12 protein-coding genes and 1 pseudogene are annotated in these 16928 nt (G+C 38.6%); 7 read left to right on the top strand and 6 right to left on the bottom strand.

The features are described from left to right. Positions 1 to 116: 116 nt before the first annotated feature. The 3 genes from ribA (at position 117) to IPK91_01135 (ending at position 4181) form a co-directional block, all read left to right on the top strand. The gene (gene ribA, locus IPK91_01125) at positions 117 to 710 is read left to right on the top strand and encodes a GTP cyclohydrolase II (protein MBK8295900.1); all 594 of its coding nucleotides are present in this window, start codon (positions 117 to 119) and stop codon (positions 708 to 710) included. Positions 711 to 1544: 834 nt separating this feature from the next. Further along, on the top strand, positions 1545 to 2309 hold the full coding sequence (mazG, locus tag IPK91_01130; protein ID MBK8295901.1) for a nucleoside triphosphate pyrophosphohydrolase: 765 nt from the start codon (positions 1545 to 1547) through the stop codon (positions 2307 to 2309). Positions 2310 to 2504: 195 nt separating this feature from the next. After that, positions 2505 to 4181, top strand: a complete 1677-nt coding sequence (locus IPK91_01135) for a T9SS type A sorting domain-containing protein (GenBank protein ID MBK8295902.1) — start codon at positions 2505 to 2507, stop codon at positions 4179 to 4181. 215 nt (positions 4182 to 4396) lie between these two features. On the opposite strand, the gene IPK91_01140 is transcribed toward IPK91_01135, so the two are convergent. The 6 genes and pseudogenes from IPK91_01140 to IPK91_01165 form a co-directional block, all read right to left on the bottom strand. Beyond that, the gene (locus IPK91_01140; protein ID MBK8295903.1) at positions 4397 to 6841 is read right to left on the bottom strand and encodes a TonB-dependent receptor; all 2445 of its coding nucleotides are present in this window, start codon (positions 6839 to 6841) and stop codon (positions 4397 to 4399) included. 200 nt (positions 6842 to 7041) lie between these two features. Further along, a complete protein-coding gene (locus IPK91_01145) occupies positions 7042 to 7926 on the bottom strand; it encodes a hypothetical protein (GenBank protein ID MBK8295904.1) in 885 nt (294 codons plus the stop codon). Positions 7927 to 8035: 109 nt separating this feature from the next. Continuing rightward, positions 8036 to 8974 carry a hypothetical protein gene (locus tag IPK91_01150; GenBank protein ID MBK8295905.1) on the bottom strand — a complete coding sequence of 313 codons (939 nt, stop codon included), beginning with the start codon at positions 8972 to 8974 and terminating at the stop codon, positions 8036 to 8038. 479 nt (positions 8975 to 9453) lie between these two features. Next, a pseudogene (locus IPK91_01155) lies at positions 9454 to 10559 on the bottom strand (DUF2911 domain-containing protein). Between the two features lie 86 nt (positions 10560 to 10645). Continuing rightward, complete coding sequence (locus IPK91_01160) at positions 10646 to 11056, bottom strand: hypothetical protein (GenBank protein ID MBK8295906.1); 411 nt, start codon at positions 11054 to 11056, stop codon at positions 10646 to 10648. A gap of 72 nt (positions 11057 to 11128) precedes the next feature. Continuing rightward, entirely contained in the window at positions 11129 to 11527 is a 399-nt protein-coding gene (locus IPK91_01165) for a hypothetical protein (GenBank protein MBK8295907.1), read from the bottom strand. A 1015-nt stretch (positions 11528 to 12542) separates the two neighbouring features. On the opposite strand from IPK91_01165, the gene rpsO reads away from it, so the two are divergent. The 4 genes from rpsO (at position 12543) to IPK91_01185 (ending at position 16900) form a co-directional block, all read left to right on the top strand. Beyond that, positions 12543 to 12818 carry a 30S ribosomal protein S15 gene (gene rpsO / locus IPK91_01170; protein MBK8295908.1) on the top strand — a complete coding sequence of 92 codons (276 nt, stop codon included), beginning with the start codon at positions 12543 to 12545 and terminating at the stop codon, positions 12816 to 12818. Positions 12819 to 12921: 103 nt separating this feature from the next. Continuing rightward, positions 12922 to 15063 (top strand): polyribonucleotide nucleotidyltransferase, encoded by a 2142-nt coding sequence (gene pnp, locus IPK91_01175; GenBank protein ID MBK8295909.1) that lies wholly within the window; start codon positions 12922 to 12924, stop codon positions 15061 to 15063. Between the two features lie 476 nt (positions 15064 to 15539). After that, a complete protein-coding gene (locus IPK91_01180) occupies positions 15540 to 16406 on the top strand; it encodes an RNA polymerase sigma factor RpoD/SigA (GenBank protein MBK8295910.1) in 867 nt (288 codons plus the stop codon). A gap of 71 nt (positions 16407 to 16477) precedes the next feature. After that, a complete protein-coding gene (locus IPK91_01185) occupies positions 16478 to 16900 on the top strand; it encodes a hypothetical protein (GenBank protein ID MBK8295911.1) in 423 nt (140 codons plus the stop codon). Positions 16901 to 16928 lie beyond the last annotated feature (28 nt).

A 16928-nucleotide genomic window follows, 5' to 3' on the forward strand; every position in this document is an offset into this window, starting at 1 on the left:
ATAATGCTTTGGCAACGAAAAGGATCCGGCTTTAGGAGGATTTAATTCTTGCCTTATAACCAAAACTCTTCTCAACATTCACCCAAGGACCGTTGTTTTGAGTCTGAGGTTTAACAATGAATGTATTGATGAGTCAATCAACAGAAGCTTTTTTGCCGACTATCGGCGGACCTTTTGATATCCGTAGTTTTCCAAATAAGGAAAATCCATATGCGCCGGCGCTCGTATTAATTTCCGGCGATCCTGAAAAATTTCAAACACCCTTAATTCGAATTCACTCTGAATGTTTAACTGGCGATGTATTTGGTTCCCTTCGTTGTGATTGTGGCTATCAACTCCATAAATCCATGCAACTGATTGCGGATGAAGGCGGATTGATCATTTACCTTAGACAAGAAGGCCGCGGGATCGGCCTCCATCATAAAATCGAAGCCTACCAAAAACAAGATTTGGGAATGGACACCGTCGAAGCCAATGAAGCCCTGGGTTTTGGTCCCGACCTACGGAATTATGATGAAGCCATAGAAATTCTTCGCAGTTTTAATCTTACAAAAATCCGATTGCTCACCAACAATCCGGCAAAAGTCAATGCCCTTGAAAAAGTAGGCATCCACGTGAAAGATCGTATTCCATTATTGGCCTTGCCCAATGAGTTCAATAAAGCCTATCTGGATACCAAACGCGAAAAAATGGGGCATTTATTTCCGTGAAGGAGTCAAAAAAGCTGTTAAGCTAATAAGCTAATAAGCTAGGAAGTAAATAAGCCTCTAGCCTCCCGCCTCTAGCCTCTAGCCTCTAGCCTCTAGCCCAAATCAGTAGTTAGCAATTAGTAGTCAGGAGTCAAATCAGCTAGACCTTTAGTTCAATCGAAGATGAAACCAAGTTAAGCCAAAATAAAACGTGAACATCATATAGGCTTAGCCTATATGGAGTGACATGATTTAATTTAAATAAGATTTTTCTATTAAGCATGTATCATTCCTACATAGGTTCAACATATGCATGTCTCCTTTACAATTAAAATTTATTGGATTTTTTTAGTTCAAATTAATGGCCCAATTGCAGCATTGGACCATTTCAAGATTGCAGCATTCTCCAACCTCTAGCCTTTAGTCTGTAGACTGAATCGATGTTCACTAATTACTTTGCTTTAATAGCATAATTAAGTATCGCACCTACGGCGCTAAATTATTTGATTTGTAGCGTTATAAAGATTTCGCCCCTCTGGGGCGATAATATATTATTGTTTGTATGCTACCGGGAAAAGGCTAGAGGAGGATGGAAATCATTAATCCAACCGCCAAGCTCTAGCCTTCAGCCTTTAGCCTTTAGCCTTCCTCCTATCCAACCTCTATCCTCTGGCCTTCCTCCCCTCCAACCTCTAGCCTTTAGCCTTTAGTCTGAATCGATTTCCTCTAGCCCAATTGCAGCATTGAACCATTTCAAGATTGCAGCATTCTCCAACCTCTAGCCTCTAGCCTCTAGCCTTTAGCCTTTAGCCTTCCACCTCATAAATTGTCTTATTTTGTGAACTAAATCCAAGCATGTCCGAACTCGCAAACGCATTTCTAAAATTGGTGAACATCATGGACGACCTTCGGGAACAATGTCCCTGGGATAAAAAACAAACCATTCATACCCTCCGTTCGCTCACCATTGAAGAAACCTACGAACTAGCAGATGCAATTATTCAGGAAGATTACAAAGGCATCAAAGAAGAATTGGGAGACCTGCTCTTGCATATTTTGTTTTATTCAAAAATTGGAACCGAAAAACAAGCCTTCACCTTACAAGAAGTAATTGAAACCATTTCCGAAAAACTCATTCACCGCCACCCACATATTTACGGAGATGTAAAAGTTGAAAATGAAGAAGAGGTAAAACAGAATTGGGAAAAATTAAAACGACAAGAAGGAAAAAAGAGTTTACTGGAAGGCGTACCAAACTCCTTGCCGGCTATGGTAAAAGCATTGCGCATGCAAGACAAAACCCGCCAGGTCGGTTTTGAATGGAAACACATTGACCAGGTTTGGGATAAAGTTGAAGAAGAAATGGGCGAATTAAAAGTTGCAGTGGATTCACAAGCAGCTATTGAAGAAATCGAATTGGAATTAGGCGATGTATTTTTTGCCCTGATCAATTACGCTAGATTTTTAAAATTGGATCCTGAAACGGCATTGGAAAAAGTAAACCAAAAATTTAAAAACCGATTTCAATATATCGAACAACATGCCGGCAAACCATTAGAAGAAATGAGTTTAGAAGAAATGGATGTGTTGTGGAATGAAGCGAAAACCAGAACTTATTAAGAATTAAGAATTAAAAATTAAGAATTAAGAATTATGGGAGCGTAGCGGAAAGCTTAAGTATCAGCGAGATGAATTGTATTCGTGAATCAATTCGTATTTATTTAAGTAAAATTGCTCATACAATTCTTAATTCTTAATTTTTAATTTTTTACATACATTTGGTTCCAAGTTTTCAATCCATTCAACACAAGCACATTGAAAAACACACGTATAAAGTCATTCGCAATCACAATCTGCATTTTTGTAAGCATCGGTTTATTTGCACAGGATAAACCGGAACAGGAATATCATGAGACCAAGCAAGATGCCTATATGCCCATGTTGGAAAGCGAAAAAAAAACCAGCCCGGCTTATTATTACGCGTCTCCTCAAATTACAACTCGACAAGTAAACGTCGATGCCAATGGAAGAAACATCCTAAGCGATGCAGCCAATGAGCCCAGCATAGCAATCGATCCAAAGAATCCCAACAGAATGGCCATGGGTTGGAGGCAGTTTGACAATGTATTGAGTAATTTCCGCCAGGCAGGAATCGGAGTGAGTGAAGACAATGGAATGACTTGGAAAAAGTTGATGCCGCTGGATGCAGGTGTATTTAGATCCGATCCCGTTTTATGTGCCGACAATCGTGGAAATTTTTATTACAATGCATTGGCAGGAAATTTTACCTGTGATGTTTACAAAACAAATAACCTGGATAAATGGGTCAATAGAACTTATGCTTACGGAGGAGATAAACAATGGATGACTGTAGACAATACAAATCAGACTTCAGATGGGAATCTTTATGTTTATTGGAATCACGATTACTCGAGTTGTACAGATTATAATTTTACACGATCTACAGATAAAGCAAATAGTTTTGAAAATTGCAGCGTAATACCAACGTATTTAACCAGAGGAACAGTGACCGTAGCACCGGATGGATCACTTTACGCAGCAGGTTCGCGATTTGGCCAATTTTATATCAATCGTTCTGTGAATGCCAAAGTTCCGGGACTTGATGTGGAATGGGATTTAAGCAATGTGGTTGATTTATTGGGTTATTTGCCTAGCTATTACGAACCAAATCCTGGAGGCTTATTAGGACAAGTTTGGATAGCCAGTGACCATTCGTTGAAAAGCAGCCGCGGTAATTTATATCTTCTGAGCACCGTTTTCAGGCAAGACATTGGTGACTATGCCGATATCATGTTTAGCAAAAGTGAAGACCGTGGTGAAACCTGGTCCGCACCCATTGCAATCAATAAAGACCAAACGAATTTAAATTATCAATGGTTTGGCACAATGAGTGTCGCTCCCAATGGACGCATTGATGTCATTTGGCTTGATACACGAGATCATCCCGGCACGTATTTGTCTAGCTTGTATTATTCTTATTCAAACGATGCCGGACAGCATTGGACTCCCGATCAAAAACTATCCGATTCATTTGATCCTCAGATCGGATATCCAAACCAAAATAAAATAGGGGATTACTTGCACATGATTTCGGATAATGATGGAGCACACCTCGCATGGGCCGCCACCTTCAACGGCGAACAAGATGTTTATTACAGTTACATCAAACCAGATACCATCACAACAAATACCAATGAAGTAAGCAGTAAAAACTCCTTATACATCTACCCAAATCCGATAACAGCCAATAGCACAATTCAATTTAACAGTTCAGAAAATCAACAAATAAAAATTATAATCTATAACAGTTTTGGAAACAAATTATCCACTATTACAAGAGAAGCTTCAAACGGCAACAATAAAATAAATATGAATCAAATGCTAACAACATTTCCTTCCGGCATCTACAGTTTGCAAATTCAAAACCAACACGGAGTCCTGTTAGCAAGCAATAAATTTGTTGTAAAATAATTCAAAAATTAATTTCGCAATTCCCAATTCGTAATCCGTAATCCGTAATTCGTAATCCGTAATTCGTAATCCGTAATTCGTAATCCGTAATCCGTAATTCGTAATCCGTAATTCGTAATCCGTAATTCGCAATTCCCAATTCGTAATCCGTAATTCGTAATCCGTAATTCGCAATTCCCAATTCGTAATTCGTAATCCGTAATTCGTAATTGATTCTATTCTCCTCCAACTCTTCCCGCCTCATCCTCTGAGCCAACAGTCCGTTTGCGACTTTTTACTTTATCATTTCCAAAGCGATAACTCATATTTACATTGATGCGGCGACTGTCCCAGCGACCATTTCCAAAGGATTCGAGTCCATCGAAAACGGAGACGCCTTCCCATCCAGATTCATAGAATATATCGCTGAATGATAATTTAAGATTGAGTTTATCCTGGATGAATTTTTTCTGAATACCTGCATCTAAATTCCAACTGCTTTCATATACAAATACTCCTCCCCAGATGCCGGGACCTGAATAATATCCAGAAACTTCTGCTTTTAAACCATAGGGTAGGCTGAAGCTATGTTGTTGAAAAATGGAATAGGTATATGCTTGCAAATCGACCACTGCACCATTTCCATAATCTGCCTGGTTGTCCAAATGCGATCCACTCAAATTGAAATAGGCTTCCCATATTTTTGTTATTTGAAAAGGTAAGCTTGCATTAAAGCTCCAAATTTTTTGAGTTGCTAAATTATCCCAATTAATAAAACTCGCGCGGGGGTCCACATCATCCGGTCCAATCAATCGTGTGATTTGATCGGTTGTTAAGGAGTATCCCAATTTAAAATTAAAGCGATAGGCCAGTGTATAATTTAATTCCAGATTATTTACAATTTCAGGAGATAAGTACGGATTTCCTTTTTCATAAGACAACTGACTCAATTGATTGTTAAATGGATTCAATACATTGTAATCCGGACGATTGATCCGTCGGCTGTAATTTAAACCCAGACTATTTTGAGGAGACATTTTATAATTTAATCCGGCACTTGGAAACCAGCTTAAGTAATTTAGAATCACAGGAGGTTCTTGCAATTCGGGAAGCAGGGCGATTAAATCTCCGGTAGCTTCTGTTTGTTCTGCACGCAATCCCATATTCATAGACCATTGTTTGCCCAACAAGCGGTTGTAACTGACGTAAGCTGCATAAACATTTTCATCGTAATTAAAACGATTAGAACGATATGGATTGATGGTACCGATATCCTTTTTACCATCATACACCTGATAGGTATTGTCTGTTACGACCCGGCTTAATTTAGCGCCATAACCCAATTTGCCTTTAAATGCAGCGTGTTCATAATCCAGTTTTAATGTGAGGATATCAATTTCAGAAGGCGTATTGAAGTAATTGAAATGTTCGGATAATTTATCGCGATCTTCTCCACTGGAATACGTATTTACCTGATCCCGTTTGTTGGTATTATTGTAAAATGCATAATCCAAATCGAAATTCAAACTCTTGTTTTTCTTGTCATCAAAACGGTAATTTAAATTGAAGCTTTGATTGTTTCGGGGATTTTTTGAAACCGTTTTTGCAATTAATATGCTGTCGACCAATTCGGGTGTATTTTCAGAGCCAATGGTGACTTCATTGGTGCCCCAGTTTTTGCCATCATTGTAAAAACCGTTGATTAAGACCCCGATGGTTTGATTTTTAGTCAAAAAATAATCCGTGCCCAAACGGTAGTTATAATTTTTACGATTCGGACGGGATTCATTGTATTCTTCGAGATACAATCCATTTTGAAAACTTTGGAATTTCATAATGTTGAATCCGACCCATTGACCGGCTCCCAGTGTACCAAAAAGATTCAAGTTTTTATTTCTGTAATTGCCAGTACCAGAAGCACTGTATTTTGGATATTTTCCTTGAATGTATGAAGCATTTACGGTGCCATTGGTCCCCAGATTGCTGTCTTTTTTTAACCGAATGTCTATGATGCCAGCATTGCCCTGCGCTTCATATTTTGCTCCAGGATTGGTGATGATGTCAATGCGATCTATTTGTTCGGCTGGTAAGTTTTGCAAATAATTGCTCAAATCCTGGCCACTCATTGGGACTCGTTTACCATCCAGATAAACCAACACACCCGAACGACCCAATAAACTGATGTTGTCATTATTATCAACCGTCACGCTGGGGGCCTTTCGCAAAAGACTTAATGCGTCTGATCCGATGCTATTGATGGTGCCTTCCACATTAAACACCAATCGATCCGGTTTAACTTCCAGAATGCTCCGTTTGGCGCTCACGGTGGTTTCTTTTAGATTGATGGACGCGGTAGTCATTTTCAGGACTCCCAAATCCAAGGAAGCATTGTTTTGAAGGCTGATGCCACCGTGTTGAAAATCTTCCATGCCCACATAAGTCGATTTTAAATAATACGAACCATTTGCGAGGTCCTTAAATTCAAAATGACCCGCTTCATTGCTATTTGAAGCTTTAGCCAGGCTGCTGTCTGCCGAATGAAACAAGCCGATGTTGGCATAGATCAATGCAGCGCCCTGCTCATCTTTCAAGATGCCGGTAATTACAGCAGTTTGAGAGAAACTGGCAAAGCTAAACAAGCCCAGAAAGCAATAAATTAGAGATTTAAATAAAGGGTTCATCAGAAGATATTTTGAGTATTAACAGGCCTAAAGTTAATAAATACTTTGATATATACGAAGTCTTTCGTACATTAACAAATATTTAATACTTAAAGGGTTTTTAGAGATTCATATAAAGGTTCAATGATTTGATATTAAAATACCAGGATAATTGGACTTTGATTCAAGCTCGAATTCTATTTAAAAATACAAGCTCGTAATTAATTTTTTATTTCGTCGGAGATTTTACATTTATATACGTACTTGCAATTTAAGTCCAGTCGCTTTTCTATTATAAAACCTGATTTATTTAGTGCTTTTAGTAATTGCTTAGTTGAAATCGTATGCATTTTTGGATTTGTAAATTTATTGCAATCATGCATTTTCATGATAAACATATAGCCATTAGGTTTTAAAGCTTTTCTGGTTGCTTTAAACACAGTCTCTAAATTATTATTCTCTTGAAAGGGATAATTAAAAATTACCAAATCATATAAATCATTAAATACTGGTACGGTATAATGTGAAATTTTATTAAACTCAATATGAGAGCCATTCCTAAAGCTATTAAATTTGGTAATAAAATATTTACTATAAACATTTTCAAGATCTTTTGCAGTTAAGGACTGATAAACCGTAATGCTATCATAAATGCTGCATAAAATGGGTGCCAGGCACATCAGTCCCGGACCGTAATCTAGTATTTGGTAATTTTTTTGGATATTAAATAAATCAATTTCTAATTCAATTTCTTTGTTTTTTCTGATTTTAAATGGATAGGTTCTTTCGTAAAATCCATAGTTTATGGCTGATCTCAAATAATGGTTATCATTGTTGATTTGGTCAACATTTACATTGTTCTTAGAAAAAATATTTGTATTTTGAAAATAGCTAGAGTACTGATATGGATATTTTTCATCCCAGTCCATAAAATACAAATCAGGCCACATATAGTTGAAAATAATACTGGAGTTTGTTGATTCAGAAAATCGATTAGCTTCAACTGACAAAACTCCAAATGCGATTGCATTATTTGAGTCTGCCAACAATTCTTTTCTGAATTCAGCTAGACCTCGCACCATATTGATTTGTTGTACTGAGTCCATTTGTCTGTATAATGGGCAAGCTAAAAGAAAGTAAATCCCAATTGTTTTTAAGCAGCGCATCTAAAAGAAAATGTATCGTTTCAAATTTAAAAAGTAATTAATATAATTTTTATTTGGAATCTATTTTTTCACATTTATAGATTGTCTTTGACTCAAGAGTCAATGTCTCAACAATTTTTAAACCGGATTTACTTAATATTCTATTGAGTTTATTGGTAGAATACCTATAGGGTGGGGCATATTGATTATGCATCCAAATGGCGTACTGCGCAAAAAACAAGTTGCCATTCGAACGAACTAATTTACGTGCTTGTTTTAATATCTTAATCGGAGAGTCATAATATCCAATTGGGGAATTAAGAAAAAGTTTATTGTATTGTAATGAAGGTGTTTTATTCTTCTTTAAATGGGTCGAAGTAAATTCTGTGCGTGAACTATCTTTAAAACTATTAAAAGATCGTATAAAGTATTTTTCTTTATATTCTTCACTTTCAAAAAATGGAACAAATAGGTGAATAAGTAAATTGGGATAAATGCTACATAGCATTGGAGCAAAACAATAAAACCCTGAGTAATAATCAAGAATTGTATCTCCAGCTTGAATCTTATAAAATTCCAATTCATCAAACAAATCCAGCTTTTTTTTAATATTAAATGGATACGCATTTTCAACCAATCCATAATAATTAGCGCTGGCTAAATACCGGTTGTCATAATAAATTTTTTGAACATCAATATTCATTTGGGTGAGTATGCTATTATTTCCATAGCGATTTGCAAGACTCCGTCGATTGTATTCTGGAAAGTTGTATGACAAATCATCATTTACGTAAATGGTATGACGATAATTCAAACTATCCCAATTCAATTTGGCATTTTCATGCACAACCACTCCATAAGCAATCACATTGTTGGTGTCTTTTAATAATTCTGAACGAAATAAAGACAGGCTTTTAATAACATCAACTTTTGCAGCAGAATCCAACTGCCCAAATAAAGGGAATGAAACGAGTAACAGGAGGCAACTCAAAATTATCTGCCATCTCATACAAGGAAGGTATTGGTCCTACAAATATATAAAACCAGTCTTGTTTCGTCAATAAATACAGGATCTAGCAAATGGTATTAGCTAAATATAAATTGCCTTTAAAGTAAGTATAATTTGAAAAAAGGAAGTTAACCACCCAGCCAATCCATGATCGCAACATTGCAAGATTGCAGGATTGCAGAATTCCTCTAGCCTCCAGCCTCTAGCCTCTAGCCTCCAGCCTCTAGCCTCCAGCCTCTAGCCTCTAGCCTCCAGCCTCTAGCCTCCAGCCTCTAGCCTCTAGCCTCCAGCCTCTAGCCTCCAGCCTCCAGCCTCTAGCCTCCAGCCTCTAGCCTCCAGCCTCCAGCCTTTAGCCTCTAGCCTTTAGCCTCTAGCCTTTAGCCTCCAGCCTCTAGCCTCCTAGCCTCTAGCCTCCTAGCCTCTAGCCTCCAGCCTCCAGCCTCTAGCCTCTAGCCTCTAGCCTCCAGCCTCAATTCCTCCTAATTCACATCCTTCCTATCTTTCAACTTCTTAATCATTCCCTCTACATTGATTTTATTGGCTGGATCCGGTGCCAATTCTAAAGCTTGCCTAGCATAGGTCAATGCTTTATCATACTCCCCGGTGGCTGAAAGTCCACGAGTCATACCAACGAGAGTCGTAAACGTATTGGGATGTTTTTCATAATTCATTTTAAAAACATCCAATGCCTGTTTATATAATTTCAGTCCAATTAATTGTCGAGCATATTGGTGGACTTCAAAAATACCGGCGGTTGGTAGAATTTTTTGCATGGTGGAGAATGCTTCATCGCTTCTATTTAGTTTTTGAAGGATTTGTGATTTGGTAGTCCAGGCTTGAAAACTGTTTTGTCCGCCGAACGTAGCACTGGTGGCTGTGTCTGCCCAAACCAAAGCCTGGTCCAAATTGACATTATTTTGTACACACCATTGGGCAGCTTGATTCCATGCCTGCCAAATAAAACCCGCTCACTGCGCAACTCTTTGCGAAATGAATTCAGTTGATCTCTGATATAATCTGCTTCGACGGTAAAAGCAATTTGTAATTTCTCCCATTCTAATGAGACGGTAGCAGTATTGGATGTTTGATTTATAAAATTAAACTGCAACCATTCAATGCTTTGATCCAGTTTGCTAGGTTTTACTTTTATACGCAAAGCGTCTTCGCTTGGTTCGTAATAGAATGCACCCCACGAACTGTTATTTTTAGAGAAGATTAAAGTACAAAAAATGCTGTCGTAAATGATGAAAAAACCATACTTGCCAGCTACCAAATTCTGTCCATTTATTTTTACATCATTCGAAAAACTGATTGTAGTATTTTCATTGGCACCTGCACGCCAGGGAGCTTGCTTGGTATTTCCAAAGCCTAAATCACCCAATCCATAATGTACCAAATCACCCCAAATCTTTCCTTCACGTCCTTTAACACCCGGACGACTGTAATCAATGCGAACTTCCGTCAAGCCGATCCATTCCGAAACACTGGCTTTTTTGTTTCCACCATCCGGAACGGTTGTAAGTGGGATTTGAGCATTAAGCTGTGTTACAACAAACAAGCAGAATAGCAGGTATATTTTTTTCATAGGTACATGTTTCCACAAACCTACGAATATATTCGTAGATTAACATGTTTTTAAGTTAAATTGTTTTTTCGGGTAGGAGCTAAGGGCTATCTTGAAAATGTCATCGTTGCCAGTCCACCAAATACATCAAAAACAATTTTATTACAAGCATTTGATTTAACATCAAAATCTGATCCGATTGAAGCGGAGTTATCAATGGCAACTGCACGAAAAGTAACGCTTGCACTGTCAGCCGTATATTTTTTTATGGGAAGGGCTTTGCCGTTTAATTCTCCTTCAATGATCAAATCTTCAGGAACGGATGAAAAGGTACCATCTGCATTGAACGTACCGGAACCGGATTCACTAATGCCTAAACCTTTGATCTGGATATTCCATGTACCAATAATATTTGTGGGCACTGCCGTTGGTGTACAATTATCCTCATCATCCGAACAAGCAGACAGAATAGCAATGGTTAACACAAAGAATGCCAAATGGAAGAATTGATTTTTCATTTTGATTTGTATAATTTAAATAAAATTTTTTAATAGGAGTTTATGTGAATTTAATCATGCACTGCGACTGGCTTATCTGGTGAGAATTAGTTTAGTATCTGCATGATCCAGGCTTTTTAATTCGATATAATCACATTTATAACTGCTAAAAAGATAATCACTGTTTATTTGTTTTTTCTGGTCGCTGGTAATCCCGCTAAATCGAATTCCTGTAGAATCAATACTAAATTTCTGGCTGCTTAAAAAAGCACCAAAAAATTTATTCGGAATAATTAAATCTGCAGGATTACTTGTAAAAGTTCCGAAAGCTGAAAAACTCAGAGTGCCTTTCGTTGATTGACTGTTTATAAGTTCCGCATTCCATTCACCGTAAATGCTCAATGCCGGAATTTCTGAAAAGCAATCTTTTACAGGTTCCTTATGGCATGCCACCATGCACAACATCAAACCAAAAAAGATCAATTTGCCCATTTATTGTATGGATTCAATTAATAAAAGTACAAATAATTCAGAATATCGAAGAAAAAAAAGGAAAAGAGGAGAGAAGGAAAAAGAATACTTAAACTCATCAGCTTATCAGCTTAATAGCTTATCAACTAAACAGCTTTTTTTCACTCCTGATCACCGGATTTACCCCGTAGGAGAGCGATTTTATAGAAAATGGAGTATTTTTATCTAAAAACGCCCTGTTTCGGCTGTCGTCCTTTCCTACTTTCTACCAGTCCTCTCCTCCAGTCGTCCAGTCCTCCAGTCCTCCAGTCCTCCAGTCGTCCAGTCGTCCAGTCCTCCAGTCCTCCAGTCGTCCAGTCCTCCAGTCCTCCAGTCGTCCAGTCCTCCAGTCCTCCAGTCCTCCAGTCCTCCAGTCGTCCAGTCGTCCAGTCCTCCAGTCGTCCAGTCCTCCAGCCCCCAAAATCAGTAGTCAGCAATTAGGAGTCAGTAGTCAAAAATTCAAAAATGCTCAACATACCAATAACCCTCTTCCCTAACAGTCCAACAGTCTAGCAGTCTAATAGTCCTCCAGCCCTCCAGCCCCAAAATCAGTAGTCAGCAGTTAGGAGTCAGTAGTCAAAAATTCAAAAATGCTCAACATACCAATAACCCTCTTCCCTAACAGTCCAACAGTCTAGCAGTCTAATAGTCCTCCAGCCCTCCAGCCCCAAAATCAGTAGTCAGCAGTTAGGAGTCAGTAGTCAAAAATTCAAAAATGCTCAACATACCAATAACCCTCCTCCCTAACAGTCTAACAGTCTAACAGTCCAACAGTCCAACAGTCCAACAGTCCAACAGTCCAACAGTCCAACAGTCCAACAGTCCAACAGTCCAACAGTCCAACAGTCCAACAGTCTAACAGTCTAACAGTCTAACAGTCTAACAGCCCTCCAGCCCTTTTCCCACATTTATTTCCCTAGTTCAAACATTTATCCTATATTTGCGGCGCTAAAACTGATCTTAGTGATCACATTTGGTAACTTTTAATACAATTAAAATGGGTTCTTTCTTAACTAAAGAGGCTAAAGCAGGCATCTTTCAACAGTTTGGTGGTTCTGATAAAAACACCGGTAAAACAGAGTCTCAAATAGCACTTTTCACTGCTAGAATCAAAGGACTTTCCGACCATCTTCAAACCAATAAAAAAGATCACTCTTGCAGAAGGGCTTTACTCCATTTGGTAGGAAAACGGAAACAGTTACTTAACTATTTACACAGTAAAGATTTAGTTCGTTACAAAACAGTACTTGACCAATTAGGTCTGAGAAAATAAAACGAACCAGGATTTTCTGCTTCAACGGATCAGCCAGTTTATTTAGAGTACCAGGGGACTAAAGAGTAGCCCCATATTGATTAACATATTAAGATTTTATTTTATGGGTTTAAAAACGCCTTTCTCTACCTCATTTCAACTTCCCGATGGGCGTGAGGTCATCCTAGAAACCGGAAAATTAGGCACCCAGGCGCATGGCTCGGCCGTCGTCAAATTGGGCAATACGATGCTGTTTGCTTCTGTAGTTTCTAATAAGGAAGCTAAAGAAGGGCAGGATTTCTTCCCACTTTCCGTTGATTATCAGGAAAAATTTGCAGCCGCTGGTAAAATTCCCGGGAATTTCTTTAGAAGAGAATCCAAACTTTCAGATTATGAAGTGTTGATTTCCCGATTGGTAGATCGTGCAATTCGTCCTTTGTTTGCTGATACCTATCTTACAGAAACTCAGATTATTATAAACTTGATTTCAGGAGATGCTGAAACCATGCCCGATGCATTGGCTGGCTTGGCAGCTTCAACCGCTTTATCTTGTTCGGATATTCCTTGGGAAGGTCCAATTTCAGAAGTTCGGGTTGCTAAAATTGATGGCAAGTATGTAGTTAATCCAAATCGTACGGAATTGTCACGTGCCACTCTCGATATCATTGTAGCAGCCACATTAAAAAACCTCATGATGGTTGAAGGGGAAGCCAATGAGTGTCAGGAACATGAATTGATCGAAGCAATTAAAGTAGCACATGAAGCCATAAAGGTTCAATGTCGCGCCCAGTTGACGCTGGCAGATATGCTAGGGGAATCCATTGCTAAAAAAAGAGAAATCCCAGTAGTTGAAGAAGATCAGGAATTAACAGATTTCTTGCAAACCAATGCAGCAACTCAAATAAAAACAATTGCAGAATCCGCTTTGGAAAAGCATGCACGTAAAGATGGGTTCGATGCCATCCTTAAGTCTTGTGTAGAAATGTTGACCGCAACCAAAGGGGAAGAATATACTACTGAGAACAAACGGAAAATTGCAGGCTATTTCGATAAATTAAAGAAACATACCATCCGTCACATGGTACTCGATTCAGGCAAACGTTTGGATGGTAGGGCCAAAGACGAGGTTCGACCGATTTGGACAGAAATTGAATATTTGCCAGCTGCTCACGGATCTGCAATTTTCAATCGGGGAGAAACCCAGTCTTTAACATCGGTAACGCTGGGAACCAAAGACGATGAAATGCTGATTGACAATGCATTCAATCTTTACAACGAAAAGTTTATCCTTCATTATAATTTTCCTGCATTTTCAGTTGGGGAAGCAAGACCATCACGCGGTCCGGGACGTAGAGAAGTTGGTCACGCAAATTTAGCGGCGCGCTCTTTGCGTAAAATCATGCCAGATACATTCGCATATACCACACGGATTGTTTCTGATATCCTCGAATCAAATGGTTCGTCTTCCATGGCCACTGTGTGTGCAGCTTCTCTGGCTTTAATGGATGCAGGGGTTCCTGTAAAAAAACCAATTTCAGGGATTGCTATGGGTTTGATTTCTGAAGGGGGAAAAACGTCTATCCTTACCGACATCCTGGGTGATGAAGACGCCTTGGGCGATATGGATTTTAAAGTAACCGGAACGGCTCAGGGAATTTGTGGTACTCAAATGGATATGAAAATTGATGGCCTTTCTTATGAATTACTGGAAGAAGCATTGAACCAGGCGAAACAAGGTCGTATTCATATTTTAGATAAAATGGCAGAGACGATTTCAGTACCAAATCCGGATTTGAAACCGCATGCTCCACGGATTATTGAAATCATCATAGAGAAGAGCTTTATCGGTGCAGTGATTGGACCTGGTGGAAAAATTATCCAGGAAATGCAAGCCAAAACCGGTACTAAAATTAATATCGAGGAAGTAGGCGATAAAGGAATTATAAACGTAGCCGGAACCAATAAAGAAGGAATGGATCAAGCCATTGCCATGATTGAAAAAATTACCTTTTCACCTCAGATAGGAGATGTATACGATGCAACCGTTGCATCGATCTTTCCATTCGGAGTATTTGTTGACTTCAGAAATAAATCCGGTTTGTTGCATGTCAGCGAAATGTCTCACAGCCGCATCGACAACGTAGAAGATGTATTTAAAGTCGGAGATCATGTCAAAGTAAAACTGATTGGAGTGGATCCTAAGACTGGTAAACTGCGCTTATCCAGAAAAGCAATCATGCCAAAAGACGGAAGCTCCTCTTTTTAAGCTTCGCTTTGTTTGGGGTTCAATACTTTGAACCCATTTGATTTGTCAGAGTTCATCTACTTTGAATCCATTTGATTTGTCAGAGTTCATCTACTTTGAACCCATTTGATTTGTCAGAGTTCATCTACTTTGAATCCATTTGATTTGTCAGAGTTCATCTACTTTGAACCCATTTGATTTGTCAGAGTTCATCTACTTTGAACCCATTTGATTTGTCAGAGTTCATCTACTTTGAACCCATTTGATTTGTCAGAGTTCATCTACTTTGAACCCATTTGATTTGTCAGAGTTCATCTACTTTGAACCCATTTGATTTGTCAGAGTTCATCTACTTGAACCCATTTGATTCGTCGGCGTTCATCTCCTTGAACCCATTTGATTTTTCAGCGTTCAACCTCTTGAACCCATGCGATTTGTCCGGCTTCAACGCTTGAACCCAAATTATTCCGTAAGTTTGTTTGATTTTTTTCAGTCAGATGCGGCAATTAAAAATTTCACAAAAAATTACCAACAGGGAGAGCATTGCGCTCGAACGCTATCTGGCAGACATTGCAAGAATTGATACCATTGCCCCAGAGGAAGAAGTTGAGTTAGCCAAACGGATTAAATCAGGTGATCAAGATGCTTTAGATAAATTGGTACAAGCAAATTTGAGATTTGTAGTAAGTGTTGCCAAACAATATCAAAACAACGGACTCACATTAAACGATTTGATCAATGAAGGCAATGTCGGTTTATTAAAAGCTGCAAAGCGATTTGATGAAACCCGAGGCTTTAAATTTATAACGTTTGCAGTCTGGTGGATTCGACAATCCATTTTAACAGCCATCATTGAGAATTCAAGAATGATTCGCTTGCCTTACAACAAATTTCACAGTCAAAAACAAATCAATACCGCATATCAATCTTTTTTACAACAATTTGAAAGAGAACCAAGCCCAGAGGAAATTTCAGAGTTGTTTGGTATGAAACCAGAAGACGTTTACAACATTCTACAATCCAATAATAAAACCATCTCTTTAGACTCTCCGGTAGATGGTCAGGAAGGCAGCTTTGAATTCATTGACACCATCGGCGACGATTCCATTGCAGCACCTGATATGGGCTTGATGAAAGATTCAATGAAAGAAGAATTAAAATTTGCATTGATTCAGTTGTCACCCAGAGAGCGTGAAGTCATCACCTTACTGTATGGATTAGAAGGCACCATGCCCAAAGGATTGGATGAAGTTGCCGAATCCTTTGGCATTTCAGTAGAGCGTATGCGCCAGGTACGCGATCACGCATTTAAGAGACTGAAACGATTGTTTAAGCGCTATAATATGAAACCGCTAAATAACTAAGTGATTTAAAACAAATAACGTGCAATTGCGTTTTCTTTTCAGGTTTCAATAAACGGTTTTATCTTAGTGCCATGACAGTTAGAAATCAATTTCGCCTGATTGTTTATCGGTTCCATGAAAAGGGACTTGAAGTCCTGATGATGAATTCAAAAGACGAAGTCACCAACAACATCTTATTTGACGGGAAAGTGTTTTTAGATCAATTTGAACTCCAGATTCAAAAATACCAGGCTATTGAATTGGAAGGGCCTGAAGAAAACGGAATGAGGGCATTGGCAATTGAAGCCGATTGGCATGACCTGCCTAAAGTCAGACATTTGCTTGTCCAGGATTTGCACATGGTCAAAGACGTACTCTATACCAAATTGCCAGAAATGCAGGGTTCTTATGTTGCGGTAAAAGAAGCCTTTAAAAAATTACTGCCCCACGAATATAGTTTCTTAAAGGAATTAAAAGACATTTTGTTGGATCGCAATACGATTCGGAATATCTGAACGATGCCGCTTCCAAATTTATACTAGT

Source organism: Saprospiraceae bacterium, from assembly GCA_016712145.1.
In the GTDB taxonomy this organism is placed as follows: Bacteria; Bacteroidota; Bacteroidia; order Chitinophagales; family Saprospiraceae; genus Vicinibacter.

What these genes read in the sequence shown, in the direction of transcription:
- IPK91_01160 (MBK8295906.1), bottom strand. Translation starts at nt 11,056, where the DNA reads ATGAAAAATCAATTCTTCCATTTGGCATTCTTTGTGTTAACCATTGCT.
- ribA (MBK8295900.1), top strand. Translation starts at nt 117, where the DNA reads ATGAATGTATTGATGAGTCAATCAACAGAAGCTTTTTTGCCGACTATC.
- pnp (MBK8295909.1), top strand. Translation starts at nt 12,922, where the DNA reads ATGGGTTTAAAAACGCCTTTCTCTACCTCATTTCAACTTCCCGATGGG.
- IPK91_01140 (MBK8295903.1), bottom strand. Translation starts at nt 6,841, where the DNA reads ATGAACCCTTTATTTAAATCTCTAATTTATTGCTTTCTGGGCTTGTTT.
- IPK91_01165 (MBK8295907.1), bottom strand. Translation starts at nt 11,527, where the DNA reads ATGGGCAAATTGATCTTTTTTGGTTTGATGTTGTGCATGGTGGCATGC.
- IPK91_01185 (MBK8295911.1), top strand. Translation starts at nt 16,478, where the DNA reads ATGACAGTTAGAAATCAATTTCGCCTGATTGTTTATCGGTTCCATGAA.
- IPK91_01180 (MBK8295910.1), top strand. Translation starts at nt 15,540, where the DNA reads ATGCGGCAATTAAAAATTTCACAAAAAATTACCAACAGGGAGAGCATT.
- IPK91_01150 (MBK8295905.1), bottom strand. Translation starts at nt 8,974, where the DNA reads ATGAGATGGCAGATAATTTTGAGTTGCCTCCTGTTACTCGTTTCATTC.
- rpsO (MBK8295908.1), top strand. Translation starts at nt 12,543, where the DNA reads ATGGGTTCTTTCTTAACTAAAGAGGCTAAAGCAGGCATCTTTCAACAG.
- mazG (MBK8295901.1), top strand. Translation starts at nt 1,545, where the DNA reads ATGTCCGAACTCGCAAACGCATTTCTAAAATTGGTGAACATCATGGAC.
- IPK91_01145 (MBK8295904.1), bottom strand. Translation starts at nt 7,926, where the DNA reads ATGGACTCAGTACAACAAATCAATATGGTGCGAGGTCTAGCTGAATTC.